Source organism: Streptomyces sp. NPDC054834, assembly GCF_053611185.1.
The window spans coordinates 68,569-88,471 of the sequence record NZ_JBSGZV010000027.1; the positions used below are offsets into that span (position 1 = coordinate 68,569).

At 72.3% G+C, this 19,903-nt stretch carries 21 protein-coding genes and 1 pseudogene; 9 read left to right on the forward strand and 13 right to left on the reverse strand.

Annotated features, from left to right (window positions below; translation table 11 throughout):
* Positions 1 to 63: 63 nt before the first annotated feature.
* Positions 64 to 750: a TetR/AcrR family transcriptional regulator gene (locus tag ACWGJM_RS30485; RefSeq protein WP_453414948.1), complete on the reverse strand. Its 687-nt coding sequence runs from the start codon at positions 748 to 750 to the stop codon at positions 64 to 66.
* Between the two features lie 129 nt (positions 751 to 879).
* Here ACWGJM_RS30485 and ACWGJM_RS30490 point away from each other — a divergent pair, with 129 nt between their 5' ends.
* A complete protein-coding gene (locus ACWGJM_RS30490; protein ID WP_453414949.1) occupies positions 880 to 1,341 on the forward strand; it encodes a nitroreductase family deazaflavin-dependent oxidoreductase in 462 nt (153 codons plus the stop codon).
* Here the strand turns inward: ACWGJM_RS30490 and ACWGJM_RS30495 are convergent.
* Positions 1,331 to 2,584, reverse strand: coding sequence for a geranylgeranyl reductase family protein (locus tag ACWGJM_RS30495; protein ID WP_453414950.1), 1,254 nt, complete (start codon positions 2,582 to 2,584; stop codon positions 1,331 to 1,333). The genes ACWGJM_RS30490 and ACWGJM_RS30495 overlap by 11 nt on opposite strands.
* A 132-nt stretch (positions 2,585 to 2,716) precedes the next feature.
* Between ACWGJM_RS30495 and ACWGJM_RS30500 the strand changes: the two genes are divergently transcribed.
* Positions 2,717 to 4,072 carry a M20/M25/M40 family metallo-hydrolase gene (locus tag ACWGJM_RS30500; RefSeq protein ID WP_453414951.1) on the forward strand — a complete coding sequence of 452 codons (1,356 nt, stop codon included), beginning with the start codon at positions 2,717 to 2,719 and terminating at the stop codon, positions 4,070 to 4,072.
* 61 nt (positions 4,073 to 4,133) lie between these two features.
* Positions 4,134 to 4,850 carry an MBL fold metallo-hydrolase gene (locus ACWGJM_RS30505; RefSeq protein ID WP_453414952.1) on the forward strand — a complete coding sequence of 239 codons (717 nt, stop codon included), beginning with the start codon at positions 4,134 to 4,136 and terminating at the stop codon, positions 4,848 to 4,850.
* A gap of 243 nt (positions 4,851 to 5,093) precedes the next feature.
* Here the strand turns inward: ACWGJM_RS30505 and ACWGJM_RS30510 are convergent, their stop codons facing one another.
* From ACWGJM_RS30510 to ACWGJM_RS30520, 3 genes are all read right to left on the reverse strand, one after another.
* Positions 5,094 to 5,609: an oligopeptide/dipeptide ABC transporter ATP-binding protein gene (locus ACWGJM_RS30510; protein WP_453414953.1), complete on the reverse strand. Its 516-nt coding sequence runs from the start codon at positions 5,607 to 5,609 to the stop codon at positions 5,094 to 5,096.
* A 130-nt stretch (positions 5,610 to 5,739) separates the two neighbouring features.
* Entirely contained in the window at positions 5,740 to 6,783 is a 1,044-nt protein-coding gene (locus ACWGJM_RS30515) for an NUDIX hydrolase (RefSeq protein WP_453414954.1), read from the reverse strand.
* A gap of 142 nt (positions 6,784 to 6,925) precedes the next feature.
* Positions 6,926 to 7,117, reverse strand: a complete 192-nt coding sequence (locus tag ACWGJM_RS30520) for a hypothetical protein (protein ID WP_453414955.1) — start codon at positions 7,115 to 7,117, stop codon at positions 6,926 to 6,928.
* Between the two features lie 102 nt (positions 7,118 to 7,219).
* Here ACWGJM_RS30520 and ACWGJM_RS30525 point away from each other — a divergent pair, with 102 nt between their 5' ends.
* Complete coding sequence (locus ACWGJM_RS30525; protein ID WP_453415012.1) at positions 7,220 to 7,345, forward strand: hypothetical protein; 126 nt, start codon at positions 7,220 to 7,222, stop codon at positions 7,343 to 7,345.
* A 261-nt stretch (positions 7,346 to 7,606) separates the two neighbouring features.
* Here the strand turns inward: ACWGJM_RS30525 and ACWGJM_RS30530 are convergent, their stop codons facing one another.
* From ACWGJM_RS30530 to ACWGJM_RS30540, 3 genes and pseudogenes are all read right to left on the reverse strand, one after another.
* A complete protein-coding gene (locus ACWGJM_RS30530) occupies positions 7,607 to 9,169 on the reverse strand; it encodes an FAD-dependent monooxygenase (protein WP_453414956.1) in 1,563 nt (520 codons plus the stop codon).
* 204 nt (positions 9,170 to 9,373) lie between these two features.
* Positions 9,374 to 9,520, reverse strand: a pseudogene (locus tag ACWGJM_RS30535) (MarR family transcriptional regulator); the annotation flags it as partial.
* Positions 9,521 to 9,805: 285 nt separating this feature from the next.
* Positions 9,806 to 10,759, reverse strand: coding sequence for an ROK family protein (locus ACWGJM_RS30540; RefSeq protein WP_453414957.1), 954 nt, complete (start codon positions 10,757 to 10,759; stop codon positions 9,806 to 9,808).
* A gap of 201 nt (positions 10,760 to 10,960) precedes the next feature.
* Here ACWGJM_RS30540 and ACWGJM_RS30545 point away from each other — a divergent pair, with 201 nt between their 5' ends.
* Both ACWGJM_RS30545 and ACWGJM_RS30550 read left to right on the forward strand, forming a co-directional pair.
* Positions 10,961 to 12,010, forward strand: a complete 1,050-nt coding sequence (locus ACWGJM_RS30545) for a LacI family DNA-binding transcriptional regulator (protein WP_453414958.1) — start codon at positions 10,961 to 10,963, stop codon at positions 12,008 to 12,010.
* Positions 12,011 to 12,017: 7 nt separating this feature from the next.
* Positions 12,018 to 12,740: a hypothetical protein gene (locus tag ACWGJM_RS30550; protein ID WP_453414959.1), complete on the forward strand. Its 723-nt coding sequence runs from the start codon at positions 12,018 to 12,020 to the stop codon at positions 12,738 to 12,740.
* A gap of 21 nt (positions 12,741 to 12,761) precedes the next feature.
* Here ACWGJM_RS30550 and ACWGJM_RS30555 read toward each other — a convergent pair whose 3' ends face one another.
* Complete coding sequence (locus ACWGJM_RS30555) at positions 12,762 to 14,066, reverse strand: DUF6986 family protein (protein WP_453414960.1); 1,305 nt, start codon at positions 14,064 to 14,066, stop codon at positions 12,762 to 12,764.
* Positions 14,067 to 14,259: 193 nt separating this feature from the next.
* Here ACWGJM_RS30555 and ACWGJM_RS30560 point away from each other — a divergent pair, with 193 nt between their 5' ends.
* Positions 14,260 to 15,189 carry an endonuclease/exonuclease/phosphatase family protein gene (locus ACWGJM_RS30560; RefSeq protein WP_453414961.1) on the forward strand — a complete coding sequence of 310 codons (930 nt, stop codon included), beginning with the start codon at positions 14,260 to 14,262 and terminating at the stop codon, positions 15,187 to 15,189.
* 55 nt (positions 15,190 to 15,244) lie between these two features.
* On the opposite strand, the gene ACWGJM_RS30565 is transcribed toward ACWGJM_RS30560, so the two are convergent.
* From ACWGJM_RS30565 to ACWGJM_RS30580, 4 genes are all read right to left on the reverse strand, one after another.
* Positions 15,245 to 16,207, reverse strand: coding sequence for an electron transfer flavoprotein subunit alpha/FixB family protein (locus tag ACWGJM_RS30565; RefSeq protein WP_453414962.1), 963 nt, complete (start codon positions 16,205 to 16,207; stop codon positions 15,245 to 15,247).
* A 53-nt stretch (positions 16,208 to 16,260) separates the two neighbouring features.
* Positions 16,261 to 17,046 (reverse strand): electron transfer flavoprotein subunit beta/FixA family protein, encoded by a 786-nt coding sequence (locus ACWGJM_RS30570; protein ID WP_453414963.1) that lies wholly within the window; start codon positions 17,044 to 17,046, stop codon positions 16,261 to 16,263.
* 218 nt (positions 17,047 to 17,264) lie between these two features.
* Positions 17,265 to 17,774: a flavin reductase family protein gene (locus tag ACWGJM_RS30575; protein ID WP_453414964.1), complete on the reverse strand. Its 510-nt coding sequence runs from the start codon at positions 17,772 to 17,774 to the stop codon at positions 17,265 to 17,267.
* Between the two features lie 208 nt (positions 17,775 to 17,982).
* Complete coding sequence (locus tag ACWGJM_RS30580) at positions 17,983 to 18,396, reverse strand: TlpA family protein disulfide reductase (protein WP_453415009.1); 414 nt, start codon at positions 18,394 to 18,396, stop codon at positions 17,983 to 17,985.
* A gap of 74 nt (positions 18,397 to 18,470) precedes the next feature.
* Between ACWGJM_RS30580 and ACWGJM_RS30585 the strand changes: the two genes are divergently transcribed.
* Together ACWGJM_RS30585 and ACWGJM_RS30590 are read left to right on the forward strand one after the other, a co-directional pair.
* Entirely contained in the window at positions 18,471 to 18,887 is a 417-nt protein-coding gene (locus ACWGJM_RS30585; protein WP_453414965.1) for a DUF4395 domain-containing protein, read from the forward strand.
* A 186-nt stretch (positions 18,888 to 19,073) separates the two neighbouring features.
* Complete coding sequence (locus tag ACWGJM_RS30590; protein ID WP_453414966.1) at positions 19,074 to 19,802, forward strand: lysophospholipid acyltransferase family protein; 729 nt, start codon at positions 19,074 to 19,076, stop codon at positions 19,800 to 19,802.
* Positions 19,803 to 19,903 lie beyond the last annotated feature (101 nt).

Here is a 19,903-nt window from a genome sequence, read left to right on the forward strand (position 1 = left end):
GTCCGCCGGGCGAGGTGATCACACGTACTCCCCGGGAAGTACGGCGCCCCGCCGTACGGGGACCTACCTCAGCCCCACTCCGTGCGCCAGCCCGGTCACCGCGTGCCGGAAGAACGTCTCCCGGTCCTCGACCACCCGGTGGAACTGCCCGAACAGCTCGAACCCGACCAGCCCGAACAGCTGGGCCCAGGCCGCCACCAGCGCGGTGGCCGCCTCGGGCGGCAGGGCGGGGGCGAAGTCGGCGACCATGCGTTCGGCCTCGGGGCGCAGTTCCGCGGGAAGCGGCAGATCGGCGAGACCGGGGCCCTGGTGGGTGTCCCGGACGATGCCGATGAGGAGGAGGCCGACGCGGGAGGCGGCCCGGACGGTGGTCTCGGGGGCGGAGTAGCCGGGCACGGGCGAGCCGTAGATCAGCGCGTACTCGTGCGGGTGGGCCAGCGCCCAGCCGCGCACCGCCTCGCACACGGCCGTCCAGCGGGCCACGGGAGCGTCGTCGGAGGCGGAGTCATGGGCCTTCTCGGCGGCCTCGCCGAGGGAGTCGTAGGCGTCGATGATGAGCGCGGTCAGCAGGTCGTCGCGGCTGGGGAAGTAGCGGTAGAGCGCGGAGGAGACCATGCCGAGTTCGCGGGCCACCGCGCGCAGCGAGAGCTTGGCCGCGCCCTCGGCGGCGAGCTGTCTGCGCGCCTCGTCCTTGATGGCCGCGGTGACTTCGATCCTGGCCCGCGCGCGGGCGCCCTGTGCGGTGCTCATGCATGTGAGTGTGCCACGAAGAGCGAGCAGTGCACACAAAAGAGAGCGGTGCTCTTGCTTTGGATCGCCACTCTCCCCCACACTGGAGTCGACCGAGAGCACCGCTCTCCCAATCCGTGGGGGTTCACCATGTCGTCGTCTTCGTCTTCGCCGTACTACCTCAAGGGCAGCCCGATGACGGTCCGCATGAACAGCGTCATCGGCTGGCTGGCCCGGCACGGTTTCAGCCTCGCCGGTACGGCGGAGATGTCCGTGCGCGGCCGCAAGAGCGGCAAGATGCAGCGCATCCCGGTCAACCCGCACGCCTACGAGGGCGAGCAGTACCTGGTCTCCGCCCGGGGCCACTCCCAGTGGGTGCGCAACATGCGCGCCGCCGGCGGCGGGGAACTGCGCGTCGGGCGCAGGGTGCGCGAGTTCACCGCGGTGGAGCTTCCCGACGCGGAGAAGCTGCCCGTCCTGCGGACCTACCTGGAGAAGTGGGGCTGGGAGGTCAACCAGTACTTCCAGGGGGTCACGGCCGAGTCCTCCGACGAGGAGATCATCGCGGCGGCCGGTGACCACCCGGTCTTCCGGATCACGGTCAGGAAGTGACTGTGTTCTCCGGCGCGGCGGATTCCGGCGCGGAAGTCCGCCGGTCCATCGCGGTCAGGGCCCGCTGGGCCATCGGATGCGTGCGGACGAGCTCGCCCAGCGACGTGGAGCCCTGCGTGATCTCCTTGAAGGCCCGCCAGGCGGGCCGAAAACCGGTGAGGGCCGCGTGGAACAGGCCGGGCCGGCGCTCGAAAGCGGTCAGCATCCGCTTGCCCACGCTCATCTCGACGCCGAGCCCCGCCTTGATCGCGAACGCGTAGTTCAGGGCCTGCCGACGGGTGTCCACGGCGTCGTGCGCCTCGGCGATCCGGACCGCCCACTCCCCCGCGAGCCGCCCCGACCGCAGGGCGAAGGAGATGCCCTCCCGGGTCCACGGCTCCAGCAGACCGGCCGCGTCCCCGCAGACCAGGACCCGGCCGCGCGAGAGCGGGGAGTCGTCGGCGCGGCAGCGCGTCAGATGCCCGGAGGAGATGCTCGGCTCGAAGCCGGCCAGCCCGAGGCGGGCGATGAAATCCTCCAAGTACCGCTTGGTGGCCGCGCCTTCGCCGCGGGCCGAGATCACGCCGACCGTCAGCGTGTCGCCCTTGGGGAAGACCCAGCCGTAACTGCCGGGCATCGGCCCCCAGTCGATCAGGACCCGGCCCTTCCAGTCCTCGGCGACCGTCTCCGGCACCGGGATCTCCGCCTCCAGGCCGAGGTCGACCTGCTCCAGCTTCACCCCGACGTGCGCTCCTATGCGGCTGGCGCTGCCGTCGGCGCCGACCACCGCGCGCGCCAGCAGCGTCTCGCCGCCCTGGAGGACGACGGCGACCGTACGGCGGTCCGGCACCGCCGAGCCGTGCTGCTCGACCCTCGTCACGGTGACGCCGGTGCGCAGCTCGGCGCCGGCCTTCTGCGCGTGCTGGACCAGCTGCTGGTCGAACTCGGGCCGGTTGATCAGCCCGAACAGCATCTGCTTGGAGCGGCGGGTGCGCGTGAAGCGTCCGTTGTTGGAGAAGGTGACCGCGTGCACCCGGTCCTGGAAGGGCAGCTCGAAGCCCGGCGGCAGGGCGTCTCGCGAGGGGCCGATGATGCCGCCTCCGCACGTCTTGTAGCGGGGCAGCTCCGCCTTCTCCAGCAGCAGCACGCGCCGCCCCGCGACCGCCGCCGCGTAGGCGGCCGAGGCCCCCGCGGGTCCCGCGCCCACCACGACGACGTCCCACACCCGCTGCACGTCGTCCGCCGAAGAGTTCTCGCCGCTCACGATGGTCCGCTGCTCCGATCAAGCCGTCTGCCGCACCTGTCCCCCGCATCCTACGGCGGACGTCGCCGCAGGTTGCTGTGGCAGGATCGGTGCACTCACCGGTACAACGTCGCACCCACAAGGAGCGTGCCCATGTCGTCGAATCCGCTCGCCGAGACCGTCGCCGCCCTGATGCCCAGGGCCAAGGCGGAGCTCACCGAGCTGGTGGCCTTCAAGTCGGTCGCGGACTTCGGGCAGTTCCCCCGGAGCGAGAGCGAGGGTGCCGCGAACTGGGTCGCCGCCGCGCTGCGCGCCGAGGGCTTCGAGGACGTCGCACTGCTCGACACCCCGGACGGCACGCAGTCGGTGTACGGATACCTGCCGGGCCCTGAGGGTGCGAAAACGGTTCTGCTCTACGCCCACTACGACGTGCAGCCGCCGCTGGACGAGGCCGCCTGGACCACCCCGCCCTTCGAGCTGACCGAGCGCGACGGCCGCTGGTACGGCCGCGGGGCCGCCGACTGCAAGGGCGGCGTGATCATGCATCTGCTCGCGCTGCGCGCGCTGAAGGCGAACGGCGGCGTCCCGGTGCACGTCAAGGTGATCGCCGAGGGCTCGGAGGAGCAGGGCACGGGCGGCCTGGAGCGGTACGCCGAACAGCACCCCGAGCTGCTGGCGGCGGACACGATCGTGATCGGCGACGCGGGCAACTTCCGCGTCGGCCTGCCGACCGTCACCACCACCCTGCGCGGCATGACCCTGGTCCGCGTGCGGATCGACACCCTCGAGGGCAACCTCCACTCGGGCCAGTTCGGCGGCGCCGCCCCCGACGCGCTGGCCGCGCTGATCCGCGTCCTGGACTCGCTGCGCGCCGAGGACGGCTCGACCACCGTCGACGGGCTCGAGCCCGAGACCCGCTGGGAGGGGCTTCAGTACGACGAAGGGCAGTTCCGTGCCGACGCCAAGGTGCTGGACGGGGTCGGCCTGATCGGTGACGGTACGGTCGCCGACCGCATCTGGGCCCGCCCGGCCGTGACCGTGCTGGGCATCGACTGCCCGCCGGTCGTCGGTGCCACCCCGTCCGTGCAGGCCAGTGCCCGCGCCCTGATCAGCCTGCGGGTGCCGCCGGGCGTGGACGCGGCCGAGGCGGGCAAGCTGCTCCAGGCCCACGTGGAGGCGCACACGCCGTGGGGTGCGCGGGTGCAGGTCGAGCAGGTCGGTCAGGGCCAGGCCTTCCGCGCCGACACCACCAGCCCGGCGTACCAGGCGATGGCCGACGCGATGGCGGTCGCCTACCCGGGCCAGGAGATGCAGTACGCCGGGCAGGGCGGCTCCATCCCGCTGTGCAACACCCTCGCCGCCCTCTACCCGCAGGCCGAGATCCTGCTCATCGGCCTGAGCGAGCCGGAGGCCCGGATCCACGCGGTCAACGAGAGCGTCTCCCCGCAGGAGCTGGAGCGCCTGGCAGTGGCGGAGGCGCACTTCCTCACGCTGTACGCGGCGGGCTGAACCACTCTGCCGACAGCAGAGGGCCCTCGCCCCCGAGCGGGGCCCTGCCTACCGTCGGCGTATGGACGTCATCGAGCTGCTCCCCCGTCTGCATCTGCTGCGCTTCCCGGTCGGACAGGCCTATCTCTGGCGCGACGACGACGAGTTGACGCTGATCGACGCCGGGGCGGTGGGCTCCGGCGGGGCGATCGCGGACGCCGTGACGGCCCTCGGGCGGGACCCGTCGGCCGTACGGCGGATCGTGCTGACGCACTTCCACGAGGACCACGCGGGCGGGGCGGGCGAGTTCGCCGCGCTGAGCGGCGCCGAGGTGTTGGCGCACCGCCTGGACGCGCCGGTCGTCCGAGGAGAAGTACCCGGCCCACCACCGGTGTTCGAGGACTGGGAGCGGCCGATCCACGCGGAAGCCCTGCGGAAGCTGCCGCCGGGCGAGCCCGTCCCTCCGGAGCACGTCACCGAACTGGACGACGGTGACGTCCTCGACTTCGGCGGCGGCGCCCGCATCGTCCACGCCCCCGGTCACACCCACGGCAGCATCGCCGTCCATCTCCCCGAGCAGCGCGTGCTGTTCACCGGGGACGCGGTGGCCGCGGCGCCGGTCACCGGGGCCGTGATGCCGGGTGTCTTCAACCTCGACCGGGCCCTGACCGTCGCGTCCTTCCACCGGCTGGCGGACCTCGACGCGGACCTGGCCTGTTTCGGCCATGGTGATCCGGTCCTCGGGCAGGCTTCGGCGGTCCTTCGGAAAGCGGCGGACGGACACGGGGTCCCGAGCTGATCATGGCGGCATGCCCCTCCCCGCACGCCTGGCCGCCCACGCCGGCATCGCCATCTCCCTGGACCTCCTCAGTGACCGGGAACCGAGCGGGCGGGTGGCCGGGAAGTCAGGTCTGTGGAGCTTGTGTACGACCGTGGGCGGCACACCGTTCCTTCGCCGGCAACCCCAGGCGGCAGCGGGCTGCGAAGCAGAAAGCCCGACCCGCGAGGGAAGCAATCCCCGCCGTTCACGGCGAGGAGGAGGTCAGACGGAGTCCTCCTCGGGGGTCCCGGCGGGTGCCGGGGCGGCGAAGCGGGCCACGGCCTCGGTGTCGGCGCCGACCGCGTCGAACACCTCACCGGCGCCGGTGCCGACGAGTTCCTCGGCGAAGTGACAGGCGCTGACGTGCGCCCCCGATCTCGCCGGGCGCAGCGCCGGCTCGGCGCTGTCGCACGCGTCCCGGCGCAGCGGGCAGCGTGGGGCGAACGGGCAGCCGGGCGGCAGGTTCAGCAGGGAGGGCGGGGAGCCGGTGACGGGGGTGAGGCGTTCCTCCTCCCGGTCGAGGCGGGGCAGGGAGCCGAGCAGGCCCAGGGTGTAGGGCATGCGCGGGATGTAGAAGATGTCCTCGACCGAACCGGTTTCCACGATCCGGCCCGCGTACATGACGGCGACCCGGTCGGTGTGGCCGGCGACCACACCGAGGCCGTGGGTGATCAGCACGAGGGCCGCGCCGGTCTCGGCCCGGGCGGTCTCCAGCGCGTCCAGGGTCTGGGCCTGCACGGTGACGTCGCCGCGGTGGTCGGCTCGTCGGCGATGATCACGTCCGGGTCGTTGGCCATCGCGATGGCGTTCTCGACCCCATAGCGGAAAATTCGAGCCAGTATCGCCACATCGTGTCCATGACGTGGCGTCAACCGACCGGAACACCGGCCTCCAGGTACAGGGCCGCGCCCCGCTCCCGCGCCCGCAACGCCCACCGCAGCCGCTCGTAACGAACCGGCGGCAGCATGTCGGCGGCCTCCTGCTCGGTGACGAAGCGCCAGTCGCGCAGCTCGGGCCCCGGCAGCAGCAGTCGGCCGGTCTCGGCGGAGTCCAGCCGCCCGCCGTCGAACAGGAACCGCAGCCCGCCGTAACCGGGCGGCACGGGCCGCTCCCAGTCCACGACGAGCAGCCGTGGTACGTCGTCGAGCAGTATCCCGGTCTCCTCGGCGACCTCGCGCACACCGGCCCGGGCGGGCGCCTCGCCGGGTTCCACGACCCCGCCCGGGAACTCCCACCCGGCCTTGTAGGTGGGGTCGACCAGCAGCACCCGGTCCCGCTCGTCGAAGAGCAGGACGCCGGCGGCGAGGGTCTCGGCGATGGGCTCCGGGGTCTGCACGATGTCGCAGACCGGCACCTCCCCGCTGCCGACGGCCTCGGCGAGCCGGGCGGCCGTCTCGTACGGGGTGAGATCGCTGGTGTCGACCGGATGGGCGTCCGCCATGAGCCACGAGGCCAGGGCGGCCCGATAGGTCTCGATGTGGTCGTACGACCACTGCCGCACCCGCATCTCTCCGTCGGGGAGGTCCGGGGATACGTCCCGCCCGGCTATTCGCTCACGCAGGATCGTTTCAGCCGGAGCGAGGAGGATGTGCCGTACAGCGATGCGGCGGGCGGCGAGGCCGCCGAAGATCTCGTCACGGTACTCCTGGCGCAGCAGGGTCATGGGAACCACCAGGGTCCCGCCGAGCTCGGCGAGCATCGCGGCCGCCGTGTCGATCACGAGCCGTCGCCAGATCGGCAGGTCCTGGAAGTCGCCGACCTCGGCGAGGCGCTTGGGCGGCAGCAGGTGCGTGAGCTCTCCGCCGATGACCTCGGGGTCGAAGAGCGTGCTGTTCGGGATCAGCTCGATCAGTTCCCGTGCGGTCGTGGTCTTCCCCGCGCCGAAAGCGCCGTTGATCCAGACGACGGTCACGGACTCCCCCTCTTCTGTTGGCCCCCTGTGGCTTGCCCGCTCCACACTGCCACGGAAACCATCCCCAGTAGAGGGCGCGCCCGCGGCGGTGCCGCCGCCCCGGTGGCAGGGGCGCCGGCACCGCGTTCGACGGCTCGGCGCGCTACCGCTGGGCCGGCGTCTCGTCGTCGAGGGCGAGGCCGTCCTCGCCGATGAGGCCGTCGGCGGAGTCGAGGGTGTGGGAGACGTGCGGGTCCCCGACGACCTCGTGATGGGTCGCGTGCGACGGGGTGATTGCGGCCACGACGAACCCGGTGGCGAGGGAGGCGATGGCGAGCATGCTGCGCTTCTTCATGCCCGGATCAACTGCCCAAGCGGGCCGGGGTCACGCGACTGTCACAGAATCCCGTGGCCGGGTGATCGTTTCACCGCTGTCGTCCGAGGTCACGACCTGGACGTGGCCCGCCTCTCCCCGTTCGTACGGCACCAGGTCAACATGCTCGGCCGGTACTGGTTCCAGCTCCCCGAACTGCCGGGCGGCCTGCGCCCGCTGCGCGACCCGGACGCGGCCGAAGAGGTGTGACCCCGATGCGGGTGACCGTCACCGCCGGGGCTGTCCCGGCGGTGACGTTTGCACTGGTCACCGGCTCGTAGGGTGCCGGGAGCCGTAACACCGGCGGAGGGCGTGGCGGCTATGCGTGGCGGCGGGTGCGGTAGGCGGCCGGTGAGAGCTCCGGGCTGCTGCTGGGCCGGGACTGGGGTGCGGGCGGCCGCCACACCGGGTGGGTGCGGCGGCCGTGGGTGGGATCGGCTCGTGGTTCGAGTCAGTCAGCAGAGCGGCGGATCAGCCCGGCGTCACCGCACCCTCTGGCACTCCGAACCACTCCTCCAGCGCCTCCGCCAGCCCGGCCGTCGACGTCGGCGCCTGCGCCCCGGCGTCGGCCGCCCAGGCCGTGAAGCCGTCCGGACGGACGAGGACCGCCGCCAGTTCCGGGCGGGACGGGCAGCCGGCCGTCAGGGTGTCGACGCGGCCGGCGTACCCCGCGGCGAGGGCCCGGAGCTCCGGGTCGTCGGTGAGGTCGAGCAGGAGCGCCCGGCCGCCGTGGAGGTGGTCCGCGAGGCGGCCGCCGTCGGTGAGTTCGAGGTCCGGGGTGCTGCGGCCGGTCAGCGGGTGCTTGCCCGGCAGCTCGTACCGCACTCCGGCACCGTTGAGCCGCGCGGTGAGGTACGTGGTGCCCACGACCGTCCCCGCCAGGTCGCTGACGATCTCGCGCAGGGCCCGGGACTGCGGGTCCGGGCGCATGGCCGCGACCTGGGACCGGGTCCAGTCCAGGACCCACGCGCCGACCGGGTGCCGCTCGGAGGTGTACGTGTCCAGCAGCCCTTCCGGCGCCCGGCCGCCGATCACCGCGGCGAGCTTCCAGCCGAGGTTCATCGCGTCCCCGATACCCAGGCTCAGCCCCTGGCTCCCGAACGCGGAGTGCACGTGCGCCGCATCGCCCGCCAGCAGCACCCGGCCCTTGCGGTACTCGGTGACCTGGCGGGCGTGGTCGGTGAAGCGGGTCGCGGTCCGCACCCCGGTGATCGTGACGTCCACGCCGGATACGCGGCGCAGCCGCGCCTGGAGGTCCTCGGAGGTGACCGGCGCGTCCCGGTCGGCCGGCGGGCCGTCGAACTCCACGGTGACGACGCGGCCCGGCATCGGCCCGTGGGCGTACACCCCGGTGTCCGTGGCGGTCCAGCCGACCTTCAGGTCCTCGGCGCCGGTCATCTCCACGACCGCCTGGTGACAGGTGACCTCCGGGTCCGTACCGGGAAATTCGAACCCCGCGAGCTTGCGGACCGCGCTGCGGCCGCCGTCGCAGCCCACGAGCCAGCCGGCGCGTATGGCCCCGTGGCTGGTCCGCACGGTGACGGCCTCCTCGTCCGCGTCGAAGCCGGTCAGCTCCACTCCCCGGCGCACCTCGACGCCGAGCTCGTCCGCCCGCTCGCCGAGCAGCCGCTCGATGTCCTGCTGCGCCACGAAAGCGATCTCGGCGGCGGGTCCGGCGTCGCCGAGGCCCGGCTCCGTACGGTCGACCAGGTCGGCGCGCAGCATGATCCCGGCGAAGTGCCCGACGACCCCGAGCCCTTGGCCTGCGGCCCCGCCTCCGTCCCCGCCGTTCCGCTCGCGCACGAACGCCTGGAAGCGGTCCATCGCCTGCCGCTGCACCTCGGCCAGGGCGGGCAGCATGCCCCGGCGGTAGAGCGCCTCGGCACTGGGCGTGGTGATCGCCCCGCCCTTGATCGTCGGGTCCACTTCGGTGAGGCGCTCCAGGGCGGCCACCCGCGCGCCTCCGAGCCGGAGCTCGCAGGCCAGCATCAGTCCGACCGGGCCGCCTCCGGCCACCACTACGTCATAGTCCATGGCGCCCACTATGACCGAGGGCCAAAGAGGCCCTTTCACCGCCCTGACCAGCCACAACAGGTGCCGCGATGTCAAGGGGCCGGCCCCGCGAGGAGGGACGGGAAGCGGTGCGTCCGCGCTCCTCCTCGGCTACCTCACCCGCCTCCCGCCGGTGTCCCGGCCGGTCCTCGATCGGCTCGATCAGGTGGTCGGGCGGTCAGGCGGTCAGGCGGTCAGCGCCGCAAGCTCCGCGTTGGCGCGCTCGGTGACCAGGGCGAGGACGCGGCCGGCGGCGGCCAGGTCCTCGGCGGGTATCCCGCCCCAGAGGCGGGCGGTGATGGGGGCTGTCTCCGCGCCGGCGGCGGCGATCAGCTATTGGGGCGTTATCTGTGGGACGACTTCAGACCCGTCCCGGAGCCGACGCACCGTCAGCCGCCCACCAGGGCCGACAGATCCTCAGCGCCAGTTTCCGTTCCGATGTTCCTCAGCCCCCGAGTACGCCAAGGGGCTCGGGGTGCGCGCGGCGATGGGCACCGTCGCCTTCGAGGTGCGGGCGGACGCCCCGGAGGCCCCTCGACCGGCGTGGCGGACGCGCGGCTCAGTTACCTGAGCCGTCGACCGGTTCCGTCAGGGATTGAACGTTCCTGCGCGGCCCGGTCACACCCCCGCCGCGGTCGCGTCCGGCCTCAGGGCCAGTGCGGCCGCGGCGGCGCCCACCAGGCCGGCGTCCGTGCCCATCTGCGCGGGCGTCACGGTGAGCCCCTGGACGAAGGAGAGGGTGGCGTAGTCGGCGAGGGCCTTGCGCAGCGGCTCGAAGAGGATGTCGCCCGCCTTGCCCACGCCCCCGCCGATCACCGCGACGTCGATCTCGACCAGGGTGGCGGTGGCGGCGATCCCGGCGGCCAGGGCCTGCGCGGCGCGTTCGAAGGACGCCACGGCGACCGGGTCACCGACGCGGGCGGCGGCGGCCACCGCGGCGGCGGAGGTGTCGCCGTCCGGGCCCGGCCGCCAGCCGTTCTCCAGCGCGCGCCGGGCGATGTTCGGGCCGCTCGCGATCCGCTCCACGCAGCCGCGTGAGCCGCAGGGGCACAGGTCGCCGTCGAGGTCGACGCTGATGTGGCCGATGTGGCCCGCGTTGCCGGTCGGGCCGGGGTGCAGCCGCCCGTTCAGGATCAGACCGCCGCCGACCCCGGTCGAGACGACCATGCACAGGGCGTTGTCGTGGCCCCGGGCGGCGCCCTGCCAGTGCTCGGCGGCCGCGATCGCCACGCCGTCGCCGATCAGCTCCACCGGCAGTCCCCCGGTGACCGCGCGCACCCGGTCGACCAGCGGGAAGTCACGCCAGCCCGGCACGTTCACCGGGCTCACCGTGCCGGTGGCGGCGTTCACCGGGCCGGCGCTGCCGATGCCGACGGCGCCCGCGCGGGCCCACAGGGGCGAGCCGGTCAGATCGCCGAGCACCTCCGCCACGGCCCGCATGATGGTGTCGCCGTCCTCCTGCGCGGGCGTCGCGCGCTGCGCTCGCACCAGGATGGAGCCGTGGGCGTCCACCAGCGCTCCGGCGATCTTGGTGCCGCCGATGTCGACCGCGGTCACGAGGTCGGTGTGCATCAGTGTGATATCTCCCCGTCAACCAGGTTAAAAGGGCTGGCCGGTCGCGGTGGGGGCGCGGGCCGGAGATTGCGATGGACAGTCTCTCGCGGGCATGACAACGTTGTCCAGGCTCTATGCTCGACGCCACATCCTCATACAAACCGATGACCGACGCATCACCCCCTGGACAACAAGGCCGACAGGACAGGACAGCGCATCGTGCCCGAGACCATCCGCCGAGGAGACCGCCTCTCCGGGAGCCGCTACGGAAACCGTCCGACCATGAAGGACGTGGCCGCGCGGGCCGGCGTCGGCCTGAAGACGGTCTCCCGCGTGGTCAACGGCGAGCCGGGCGTCACCCCGGACACGGAACGCCGGGTCCAGGAGGCCATCGACGCGCTGGGCTTCCGCCGCAACGACAGCGCCCGGGTGCTGCGCAAGGGCCGCACCGCGAGCATCGGCCTGATCCTGGAGGACCTCGCCGACCCGTTCTACGGTCCCCTCAGCCGCGCGGTGGAGGAGGTGGCCCGGGCCCACGGCGCCCTGCTGATCAACGGCTCCAGCGCGGAGGACCCGGAGCGCGAGCAGGAACTCGCGCTGGCGTTGTGCGCGCGGCGCGTGGACGGGCTGGTGATCATCCCGGCCGGGGACGACCACCGCTATCTGGAGCCGGAGATCAAGGCCGGCGTCGCGACCGTGTTCGTGGACCGTCCGGCCGGGAAGATCGACGCCGATGTGGTGTTGTCCGACAACTTCGGTGGCGCCCACTCCGGCGTCACCCATCTCATCGCCCACGGCCACCGCCGGATCGGGTTCATCGGCGACATGCCCCGCATCCACACCGCGGCCGAGCGGCTGCGCGGCTACCGGGCGGCCATGGAGGACGCGGGGATACCCGTGGCGGAGTCCTGGATGTCCCTGGGCGTCACCGATCCGCAGCGGGTGCGCCGGGCGGCCGAGGAGATGCTCTCCGGGCCCTCCCCCGTCACGGCCGTCCTCGCGGGCAACAACCGGGTGACGGTGACCGTGATCCGCGTCCTCGCCGAGCACCGCCGCCGCGTGGCCCTCGTCGGCTTCGACGACATCGAGCTCGCCGACCTGCTCCAGCCGGGCGTCACGGTCGTCGCCCAGGACGCGGCCGCGCTCGGCCGTACCGCCGCCGAACGCCTCTTCCGCCAGCTGGACGGCACCCTCGTCGCCCCGGAGCGCATCGAGCTGCCGACCCGGCTGATCACCCGCGGCTCGGGCGAGCTGCCACCGGCGGACTGAGCCGCCCATGAGAGGCCGCACACTGGAAGAACTCGGGCTCGCCGAGGTGCCGCGCGAGAACCCGCTGAGCTATCCGGGCGCCCGGCCCGCCGGCTCCGGGCTGCTGCTCGGGGACCGAATGCTGCCTCTGGACCGGCTGGTGCACGAGGACCGGACGCCGGTCGTGGCGGTCGGCTCCAACGCCTGCCCCGGCCAACTGCGCCACAAGCTGGCCGAGTTCGGGATCACCTCGGCGCTGCCGATGGTGCAGGCGCTGGTGCGGGGGCTCGACGTGGGCGTCTCCGCGCACGTCAGCCGCATGGGCTATGTGTCCGCCTCTCCCGTGGGCGCGCCCGGGGCGTCACGGGAGTTGTTCGTCGTCTGGCCGGACGCGCGGCAACTGGCCGTGATCGACGCCAGTGAGCTCAACTTCGACCGTGCCTGGCTGCCCGCGCCCGACGTATGGATCGAGCTGGCCGACGGTTCGGCGCTGCCCGGCGCGTACGCGTACGTCAACCGGCACGGGGTCCTGCACAACGGGGACGGCGCGCCCCGCGCGCACCCCGGGCAGCGGGCCCTGATCGGCGAACTGCTGACGGGGTCGGCCGAGTTGCGGGAGCTCTTCGGCGTCACACCCGAGCAGTTCTGCGCGCGGGCGCGCGCCGACGCCGAACTGTGCGCGCGGGGCACACGGCTGTTCGCCGAGCGGAAGTGGGTGACGGTGTCCGGGCTGGAGGCGTACGTCGCCTGAGGCGGGCGGTCCCCGGGCCCGCTATTCGGCCGACGCCGTGAGGTCACCGCGCCGCGGCGCCGCGAAGCCCTCCAGGCCGGCCCGGGTCAGTCCGCTCAGCCGGGCCACCTCGGCGAGGTCGAGGGCGCCGCAGTCCAGGCCGCGCAGCAGATAGCCGCTGAGGGCCTTGGCGGTGGCGGGTTCGTCCATGACGTCGCCGCCCGTCCGGTTGGCGTACCGGGCGAGCCGGGCCGCCGCCTGTCCGAAGCCCTCCCGGTAGAAGGCGAAGACGGCCGCGTAACGGGTGGGGAGGTGGCCTGGGTGCATGTCCCAGCCCTGGTAGTAGGCGCGGGCCAGGGCGCGGCGGGTGAGGCCGTAGTGCAGCCGCCAGGCGTCGTGGACCTTCTCGGTGGGACCGACCGGGAGGACGTTCGTCGAGCCGTCCGAGACGCGTACGCCGGTGCCGGCGGCCGCCACCTGCATGATGGCCTTGGCGTGGTCGGCGGCGGGGTGGTCGGGCGCCTGGTGGGCGGCGGAGATGCCGAGGCAGGCGCTGTAGTCGAAGGTGCCGTAGTGCAGTCCGGTGGCGCGGCCCTCGGCGGCCTGGATCATGCGGGCGACGGTGGCGGTGCCGTCGGCGGCGAGGACGGCCTGGCTGGTCTCGATCTGGATCTCGAAGCCGATCCGGCCGGGCTCCAGGCCGCGCGCCTTCTCGAAGGCCTCGAGGAGGCGGACCATGGCGGTGACCTGCTCGGCGTACGTCACCTTGGGCAGCGTCAGCACGAGCCCGTCGGGCAGACCGCCGGCCTCCATCAGGCCGGTGAGGAAGATGTCGAGGGTGCGGATGCCCCGGTCGCGCACCGGCGCCTCCATGCACTTCATGCGGATGCCCATGTACGGGGCCGCGGTCCCCTTCTCGTACGCCTCGGCGATCAGGCGGGCCGCGCGGGCCGCCGCCTCGTCCTCCTCCGCGTCGGGGCGCAGGCCGTAGCCGTCCTCGAAGTCGACGCGCAGGTCTTCGACCGGCTCGCGCTCCAGTTTGGCGCGGACCCGGGAGTGGACCGGCTCGGCGAGGTCGTCGCCGAGGCCGAGGACGGCGGCGAAGGAGGCGGCGTCCGGGGCGTGTTCGTCCAGGGCGGCGAGGGCCAGCTCGCCCCAGGAGCGGATGGCGCCGGCGGCGAAGACGTCGCCGGGGACGTACACGGTGTGCACGGGCTGGCGGGTGCCGGGGTCTCCGGGGTAGCGGCGCTCCAGTTCCGCGTCGACCGGGGCGAGGGAGGCGCTGATCTCCTCGCTGACGGCGCCCGCGAGGCTCGTCGACACCTTTTCCCGCCGGCCCTGGCCCATTCCACACCCTCCACAGACTTTCCGCTTTGCGGAATCAACAATCCGTAGAACGAAGTTATCCATGCGGCTTCCCGCTGGTCAACACCCCGTCCACAGCCCGAGCCGCCGTGTTCACTCCCCGTGCCAAGAACCCCTGGGCCCTCTTTCGCACAACGGTTCGCCCCTTCATCCTGATCCGTCGGGAGGGAATCACATGCCGGACACCACCAGAATGACCCGCCGCAGGGGCCTGAGAACGGCACTGGCCACCGCGATCACCGTGCCACTGCTCGGCACGGTGACGGCCCCGGCCGCCACACCGGCCCCCGTGGTCGATCCGACCTCCGCGGCCGGACCGGCCGACCGCCGCCTGGGCGTCATGACGTTCAATCTGCGCTTCGCGAGCACCACCGAACCCAACAGCTGGGCCGTCCGCCGCCCGGTCATGCGGGCGCTGTTACGCCACGAGGCGCCCGACGTCCTCGGCACCCAGGAGGGCCTCTACCAACAACTGCGCGACATCCACGCCGACCTCGGACCGACTTACGACTGGATCGGCACCGGCCGCGAGGGCGGCAGTCACGACGAGGCCGTGGCGGTCTTCTACAACACCCGGCGCCTGGCTCCGGTGGAGCACGACACCTTCTGGCTCTCCGACACGCCGAAGGTGATCGGTTCGAACACCTGGGGTGCCGCGCTCCCCCGCATCGCCACCTGGATCCGGTTCCGCGATCTGCAGGACGACGGGCGCGAGTTCCACCTCCTCAACACCCACCTAGACCACCGCTCCCAGTACGCCCGCGAGCGCGCCGCGGCGCTCATCGCTCAGCGGATCGCGGAACTCGGCCCCTCCCTGCCGTTCCTCGTGACCGGCGACTTCAACTCGGCGGCCCACGACAACCGGGCCTACGACACCCTGCTGGACGCCGGACTCGTCGACACCTGGGACACGGCGGCCGAGCGGAGCAAGCTGTACGCGACCTTCCACGGCTACCAGCCGCTCGTCCCGGACGGCGACCGCATCGACTGGATCCTGGCCACCCCGGGCGTCACGACGCACCGGGCCACCATCAACACCTACGCGCGGGACGGCCAGTTCCCGAGCGACCACCTGCCCGTTCAGGCATCCGTGTCCCTGGGATGAGGCGAGGCCCCCGTGACCGGCGTGGTCACGGGGGCCTCGGTCAGCCCGGTGGCGATCAGCCCTTGCGGGCCTTGATCTCCTCGGTGAGCTGCGGGACGACGTCGAACAGGTCGCCGACGACGCCGTAGTCGACCAGGTCGAAGATCGGGGCCTCGGCGTCCTTGTTGACGGCCACGATCGTCTTCGAGGTCTGCATACCGGCGCGGTGCTGGATGGCGCCGGAGATGCCGTTGGCGATGTAGAGCTGCGGCGAGACCGACTTGCCGGTCTGGCCGACCTGGTTGGTGTGCGGGTACCAGCCGGCGTCCACCGCGGCACGCGAGGCACCGACAGCGGCGCCGAGGGAGTCGGCGAGGGCCTCGATGATCGAGAAGTTCTCCGCGCCGTTGACGCCACGGCCGCCGGAGACCACGATCGCGGCCTCGGTCAGCTCCGGACGGCCCGTCGACTCACGCGCCGTACGGCCGGTGATCTTCGTGCCGGTCGCCTTCTCGGAGAAGGACACGGACAGGGCCTCGACGCTACCTGCGGCCGGGGCGGCCTCGACGGCGGCGCTGTTGGGCTTGACCGTGATGACCGGGGTGCCCTTGATGACACGGGACTTGGTGGTGAAGGACGCGGCGAACACCGACTGGGTGGCCACCGGACCCTCGTCGCCGGCCTCGAGGTCGATGGCGTCGGTGATGATGCCGGAGCCGATGCGCAGCGCCAGACGGGCGGCGATCTCCTTGCCCTCGGCGGAGGACGGGACCAGCACGGCGGCCGGGGAGACGGCCTCGTGGGCGGCCTGGAGGGCGTCCACCTTCGGGACGACCAGGTACTCGGCGTACTCCGAGGCGTCGTGGGTGAGGACCTTCACCGCGCCGTGCTCGGCGAGGGTGGCGGCGGTGTCGGCGGCGCCGTTGCCCAGGGCGACCGCGACGGGCTCGCCGATGCGGCGGGCCAGCGTCAGCAGCTCCAGGGTCGGCTTGCGGACGGCACCGTCCACGTGGTCGACGTAGACGAGGACTTCAGCCATGGGATTGCTCTCCTGCGAAACGAAGTTGAGGGGCGGTCAGCGACTGCGGGGCCTTAGATGAACTTCTGGCCCGCGAGGAACTCAGCGAGCTGCTTGCCGCCCTCGCCCTCGTCCTTGACGATCGTGCCGGCCGTGCGCGCCGGGCGCTCGTTCGCGGCCTCGACCTTGGTGAAGGCGCCGTCCAGGCCGACCTCCTCCGCCTCGATGTCGAGATCGGACAGGTCCCAGGACTCCACCGGCTTCTTCTTGGCGGCCATGATGCCCTTGAAGGACGGGTAGCGCGCCTCGCCCGACTGGTCGGTGACGGACACGACGGCCGGGAGCTGCGCCTGGAGCTGCTCGCTGGCGGCGTCACCGTCGCGGCGGCCGGTGACCGTGCCGTCCTCGACCGAGACCTCGGACAGCAGGGTGACCTGCGGGACACCCAGACGCTCGGCGACCAGCGCGGGTACGACGCCCATGGTGCCGTCGGTGGAGGCCATGCCGGAGATCACCAGGTCGTAGCCGGCCTTCTCGATGGCCTTGGCCAGGACCAGGGAAGTGCCGATGGCGTCGGTGCCGTGCAGGTCGTCGTCCTCGACGTGGATCGCCTTGTCGGCACCCATGGACAGCGCCTTGCGCAGCGCGTCCTTGGCGTCCTCCGGGCCGATGGTCAGCACGGTGACCTCGGCGTCGTCGGCGTCGTCGGCGATCTGGAGCGCCTGCTCGACCGCGTACTCGTCCAGCTCGGAGAGCAGACCGTCCACGTCGTCCCGGTCGACGGTCAGGTCATCGGCGAAGTGCCGGTCGCCAGTGGCGTCGGGCACGTACTTCACAGTGACAACGATCCTCAAGCTCACGCCGGCTCTCCTACTGCGTCGACATTTCCGGTCTGCCTCTTGCAGGCAGCATAGGCGCCTCAAGCGGCCGATCCCGGTCGGGGCGACCGCGCGCTCCGAACGAAATATTACTCGTCAGTACACCCAGTTCGTTCCCGCTAAGCAAGCGCTTTGAACTGTGACCTTCGCAACGCAGCGTAACCGGAATCAGACCGCTCCGCAGGAGAGACGGCGCGTGATCAATCCCGCAGACCGCCGAAGCGGCCCTGGTGGTAGAGCAGGGGGCGCCCGGTGCCGGTGGGGTCACCGAGGACGACTTCGGCGAGCACGATGCGGTGGTCCCCGGCGGGGACCCGCCCGACGACCCGGCAGACCAGCCAGGCCAGCACCTCGTCCAGCACCGGCACGCCTTCCGGGCCGTCGCGCCAGGCCGTGGGCGGGCCGAAGCGGTCGGCGCCGCTGCGGGCGAAGGTGGCGGCCAGCTCCCGCTGGTGTTCGCCGAGTATGTGGACGCCGACGTGGTCGGACTCCGCTATCGCGGGCCAGCTCGAGGCGCCGGTGCTGATGCCGAAGGAGAGCAGCGGGGGCTCGGCGGAGACGGAGGTGAGGGAGGTGGCGGTGAAGCCGACCGGGCCGGCGTCACCGCGGGCGGTGATCACCGCGACGCCCGCGGCGTGCCGGCGGAAAGCGGAGCGCAGGAGGTCGGGGGAGGCGAGCTGGAAGGTGCCGAGATCGGGTGTGGCCGTCATGGAGTTGTCCTTCTCCGGGAGGTGGCGTGGGTGTCCGTCGCTGCTCAAGAGCCGGGACAGCGCGCGCTCGCGGTGCGGGCCAGGTCGACGTGGACCCGTCCGTAGAGAAGGAGTTCCGAAGGCATACGGTCAGGCTGACGATAGGTGGTGCGCCCAGTCAAGTACGTTCCGCGATCTGGGAGCTGCCTCACCGTCACGGTCACGTCCTTCACACGGCCTCGCCGAGCGCCGCGATGACATCGGCCTTGCGGGGCTGGCCGGTGGCGCGCCGCACGACCCGCCCCTGGGCGTCGAGGACCAGCACGGTGGGGGTCTTGAGGATCTCGAGCTCGCGTACGAGGTCGAGGTGGTCCTCGGCGTCGATCTCGACATGGGTGACGCCGGGGACCATCCCGGCGACCTCGCCGAGCACCCGCCGGGTCGCCCGGCAGGGGGCGCAGAAGGCGCTGGAGAACTGCACGAGGGTGGCCCGCTCGCCGAGTTCGCCGCCCAGCTCGGCCGCCCCGAGCCGCTTGCCGTCGTCCCGCCCGCGCACCCGTACTCTCCCGCTCCGCCGCCGTTGCAGCACTCCGTAGGCGCTCGCCACGGCGAGCACCGCCACGCACACCACCACTCCGGTCATCATCCGCACAGCATTCACGAGACTGCAAAGATTCCCGCCTCCCCGGCGGGTGTCCTATCCGGAATGCTTGATTCATGGACATCGACGTGAGGGGGCCGCGCTTCGGGGCGGCCGTGACGACGGTCGTGCTGGCGGCGGTACTGGTCACCGGGAGCGCGTGGCTGCTCGCCTGGCAGACCCTGGCGTTCGCGCTGGGCGCGGCCGGAGGCGTGGGCCGGTCACCGTACGGCCGGCTGTTCCGCAAGGCGGTGCGCCCGCGGCTCGGGCCGCCGACCGAGTTCGAGGCGCCCGAACCGCCGCGTTTCGCACAGGCGGTGGGGCTTCTCTTCGCCGGGCTCGGTCTGGTCGGGTACACGCTGGGACCCGAGTGGCTGGGACTCACGGCGACGGGGGCGGCGCTCGCCGCCGCCTTCCTGAACGCGGCGTTCGGATACTGCCTGGGCTGCGAGTTGTTCCTGCTCGTCCGGCGGGTGACGGTACGTACACAGTAAAGGGGACTTAAAAGACCGAGGTGGAGAATAGGCCGACGTGACGAGGATCTCGCCGTGGCGGGGCACCAGGGCTGGCTACCCGCCCGTTCTTCGGGCACGATCTGCGAGACGCCGTAAACCTACGGCTGCGTAACTTTCCCGCCGGGAGCCCCTTTCCCAGGCTGACAGAGAGGGTCCACCCCGACCATGGCAGAGCTGGTCTACCGTCCCGTCATCGGTCTCGCCCTGACGATGTTCAAGGCCTGGGACCTGAAGATCGACTGCAAGGGTTCGGAGAACATCCCACGCTCGGGCGGCGCGGTCCTGGTGAGCAATCACATCAGTTACCTGGACTTCATCTTCAACGGTCTGGCGGCGCTTCCGCAGAAGCGGCTGGTGCGCTTCATGGCGAAGGAGTCCGTCTTCCGCCACAAGATCTCCGGCCCGCTGATGCGCGGCATGAAGCACATCCCGGTGGACCGCGACCAGGGCGAGACGGCGTACGCGCACGCGCTGGACTCGCTGAAGTCCGGTGAGATCATCGGGGTCTTCCCGGAGGCGACCATCTCGCAGTCCTTCACGCTGAAGAGCTTCAAGTCCGGCGCCGCGCGCCTGGCCCAGGAGGCGGGCGTACCGCTTGTCCCGATGGCGGTGTGGGGCACGCAGCGGCTGTGGACCAAGGGGCATCCGCGCAACTTCAGGCGCAGCCACACCCCGGTCACCATCCGCGTCGGCGAAGCGCTCGAAGCCTCCCGCGAGCAGTACGCGGGCGCCATCACCCGCCGGCTGCGCGAACGTGTCCAGGACCTCCTGGACACGGCCCAGCGCGCCTACCCGGGCCGCCCCAAGGGCCCGGAGGACTCCTGGTGGCTGCCCGCCCACCTCGGCGGCACGGCCCCGACCCCGGAGCAGCTCAAGGCCGCCGAGGCCCACTGACACCCCGGCTCTTCGGGTGCCGCCCCCCGGGTTCCGGCAGGGTGGGCGAAACCGCCATGCTCCGCCCCGACCGGCGCCGGCGCCACGGCCCCGGGGAGCAG

Coding starts and splice junctions, on each gene's coding strand:
- ACWGJM_RS30485 (WP_453414948.1), bottom strand. CDS start 750: ATGAGCACCGCACAGGGCGCCCGCGCGCGGGCCAGGATCGAAGTCACC.
- ACWGJM_RS30490 (WP_453414949.1), top strand. CDS start 880: ATGTCGTCGTCTTCGTCTTCGCCGTACTACCTCAAGGGCAGCCCGATG.
- ACWGJM_RS30500 (WP_453414951.1), top strand. CDS start 2,717: ATGTCGTCGAATCCGCTCGCCGAGACCGTCGCCGCCCTGATGCCCAGG.
- ACWGJM_RS30505 (WP_453414952.1), top strand. CDS start 4,134: ATGGACGTCATCGAGCTGCTCCCCCGTCTGCATCTGCTGCGCTTCCCG.
- ACWGJM_RS30520 (WP_453414955.1), bottom strand. CDS start 7,117: ATGAAGAAGCGCAGCATGCTCGCCATCGCCTCCCTCGCCACCGGGTTC.
- ACWGJM_RS30530 (WP_453414956.1), bottom strand. CDS start 9,169: ATGGACTATGACGTAGTGGTGGCCGGAGGCGGCCCGGTCGGACTGATG.
- ACWGJM_RS30540 (WP_453414957.1), bottom strand. CDS start 10,759: ATGCACACCGACCTCGTGACCGCGGTCGACATCGGCGGCACCAAGATC.
- ACWGJM_RS30550 (WP_453414959.1), top strand. CDS start 12,018: ATGAGAGGCCGCACACTGGAAGAACTCGGGCTCGCCGAGGTGCCGCGC.
- ACWGJM_RS30555 (WP_453414960.1), bottom strand. CDS start 14,066: ATGGGCCAGGGCCGGCGGGAAAAGGTGTCGACGAGCCTCGCGGGCGCC.
- ACWGJM_RS30560 (WP_453414961.1), top strand. CDS start 14,260: ATGCCGGACACCACCAGAATGACCCGCCGCAGGGGCCTGAGAACGGCA.
- ACWGJM_RS30565 (WP_453414962.1), bottom strand. CDS start 16,207: ATGGCTGAAGTCCTCGTCTACGTCGACCACGTGGACGGTGCCGTCCGC.
- ACWGJM_RS30575 (WP_453414964.1), bottom strand. CDS start 17,774: ATGACGGCCACACCCGATCTCGGCACCTTCCAGCTCGCCTCCCCCGAC.
- ACWGJM_RS30580 (WP_453415009.1), bottom strand. CDS start 18,396: ATGACCGGAGTGGTGGTGTGCGTGGCGGTGCTCGCCGTGGCGAGCGCC.
- ACWGJM_RS30585 (WP_453414965.1), top strand. CDS start 18,471: ATGGACATCGACGTGAGGGGGCCGCGCTTCGGGGCGGCCGTGACGACG.
- ACWGJM_RS30590 (WP_453414966.1), top strand. CDS start 19,074: ATGGCAGAGCTGGTCTACCGTCCCGTCATCGGTCTCGCCCTGACGATG.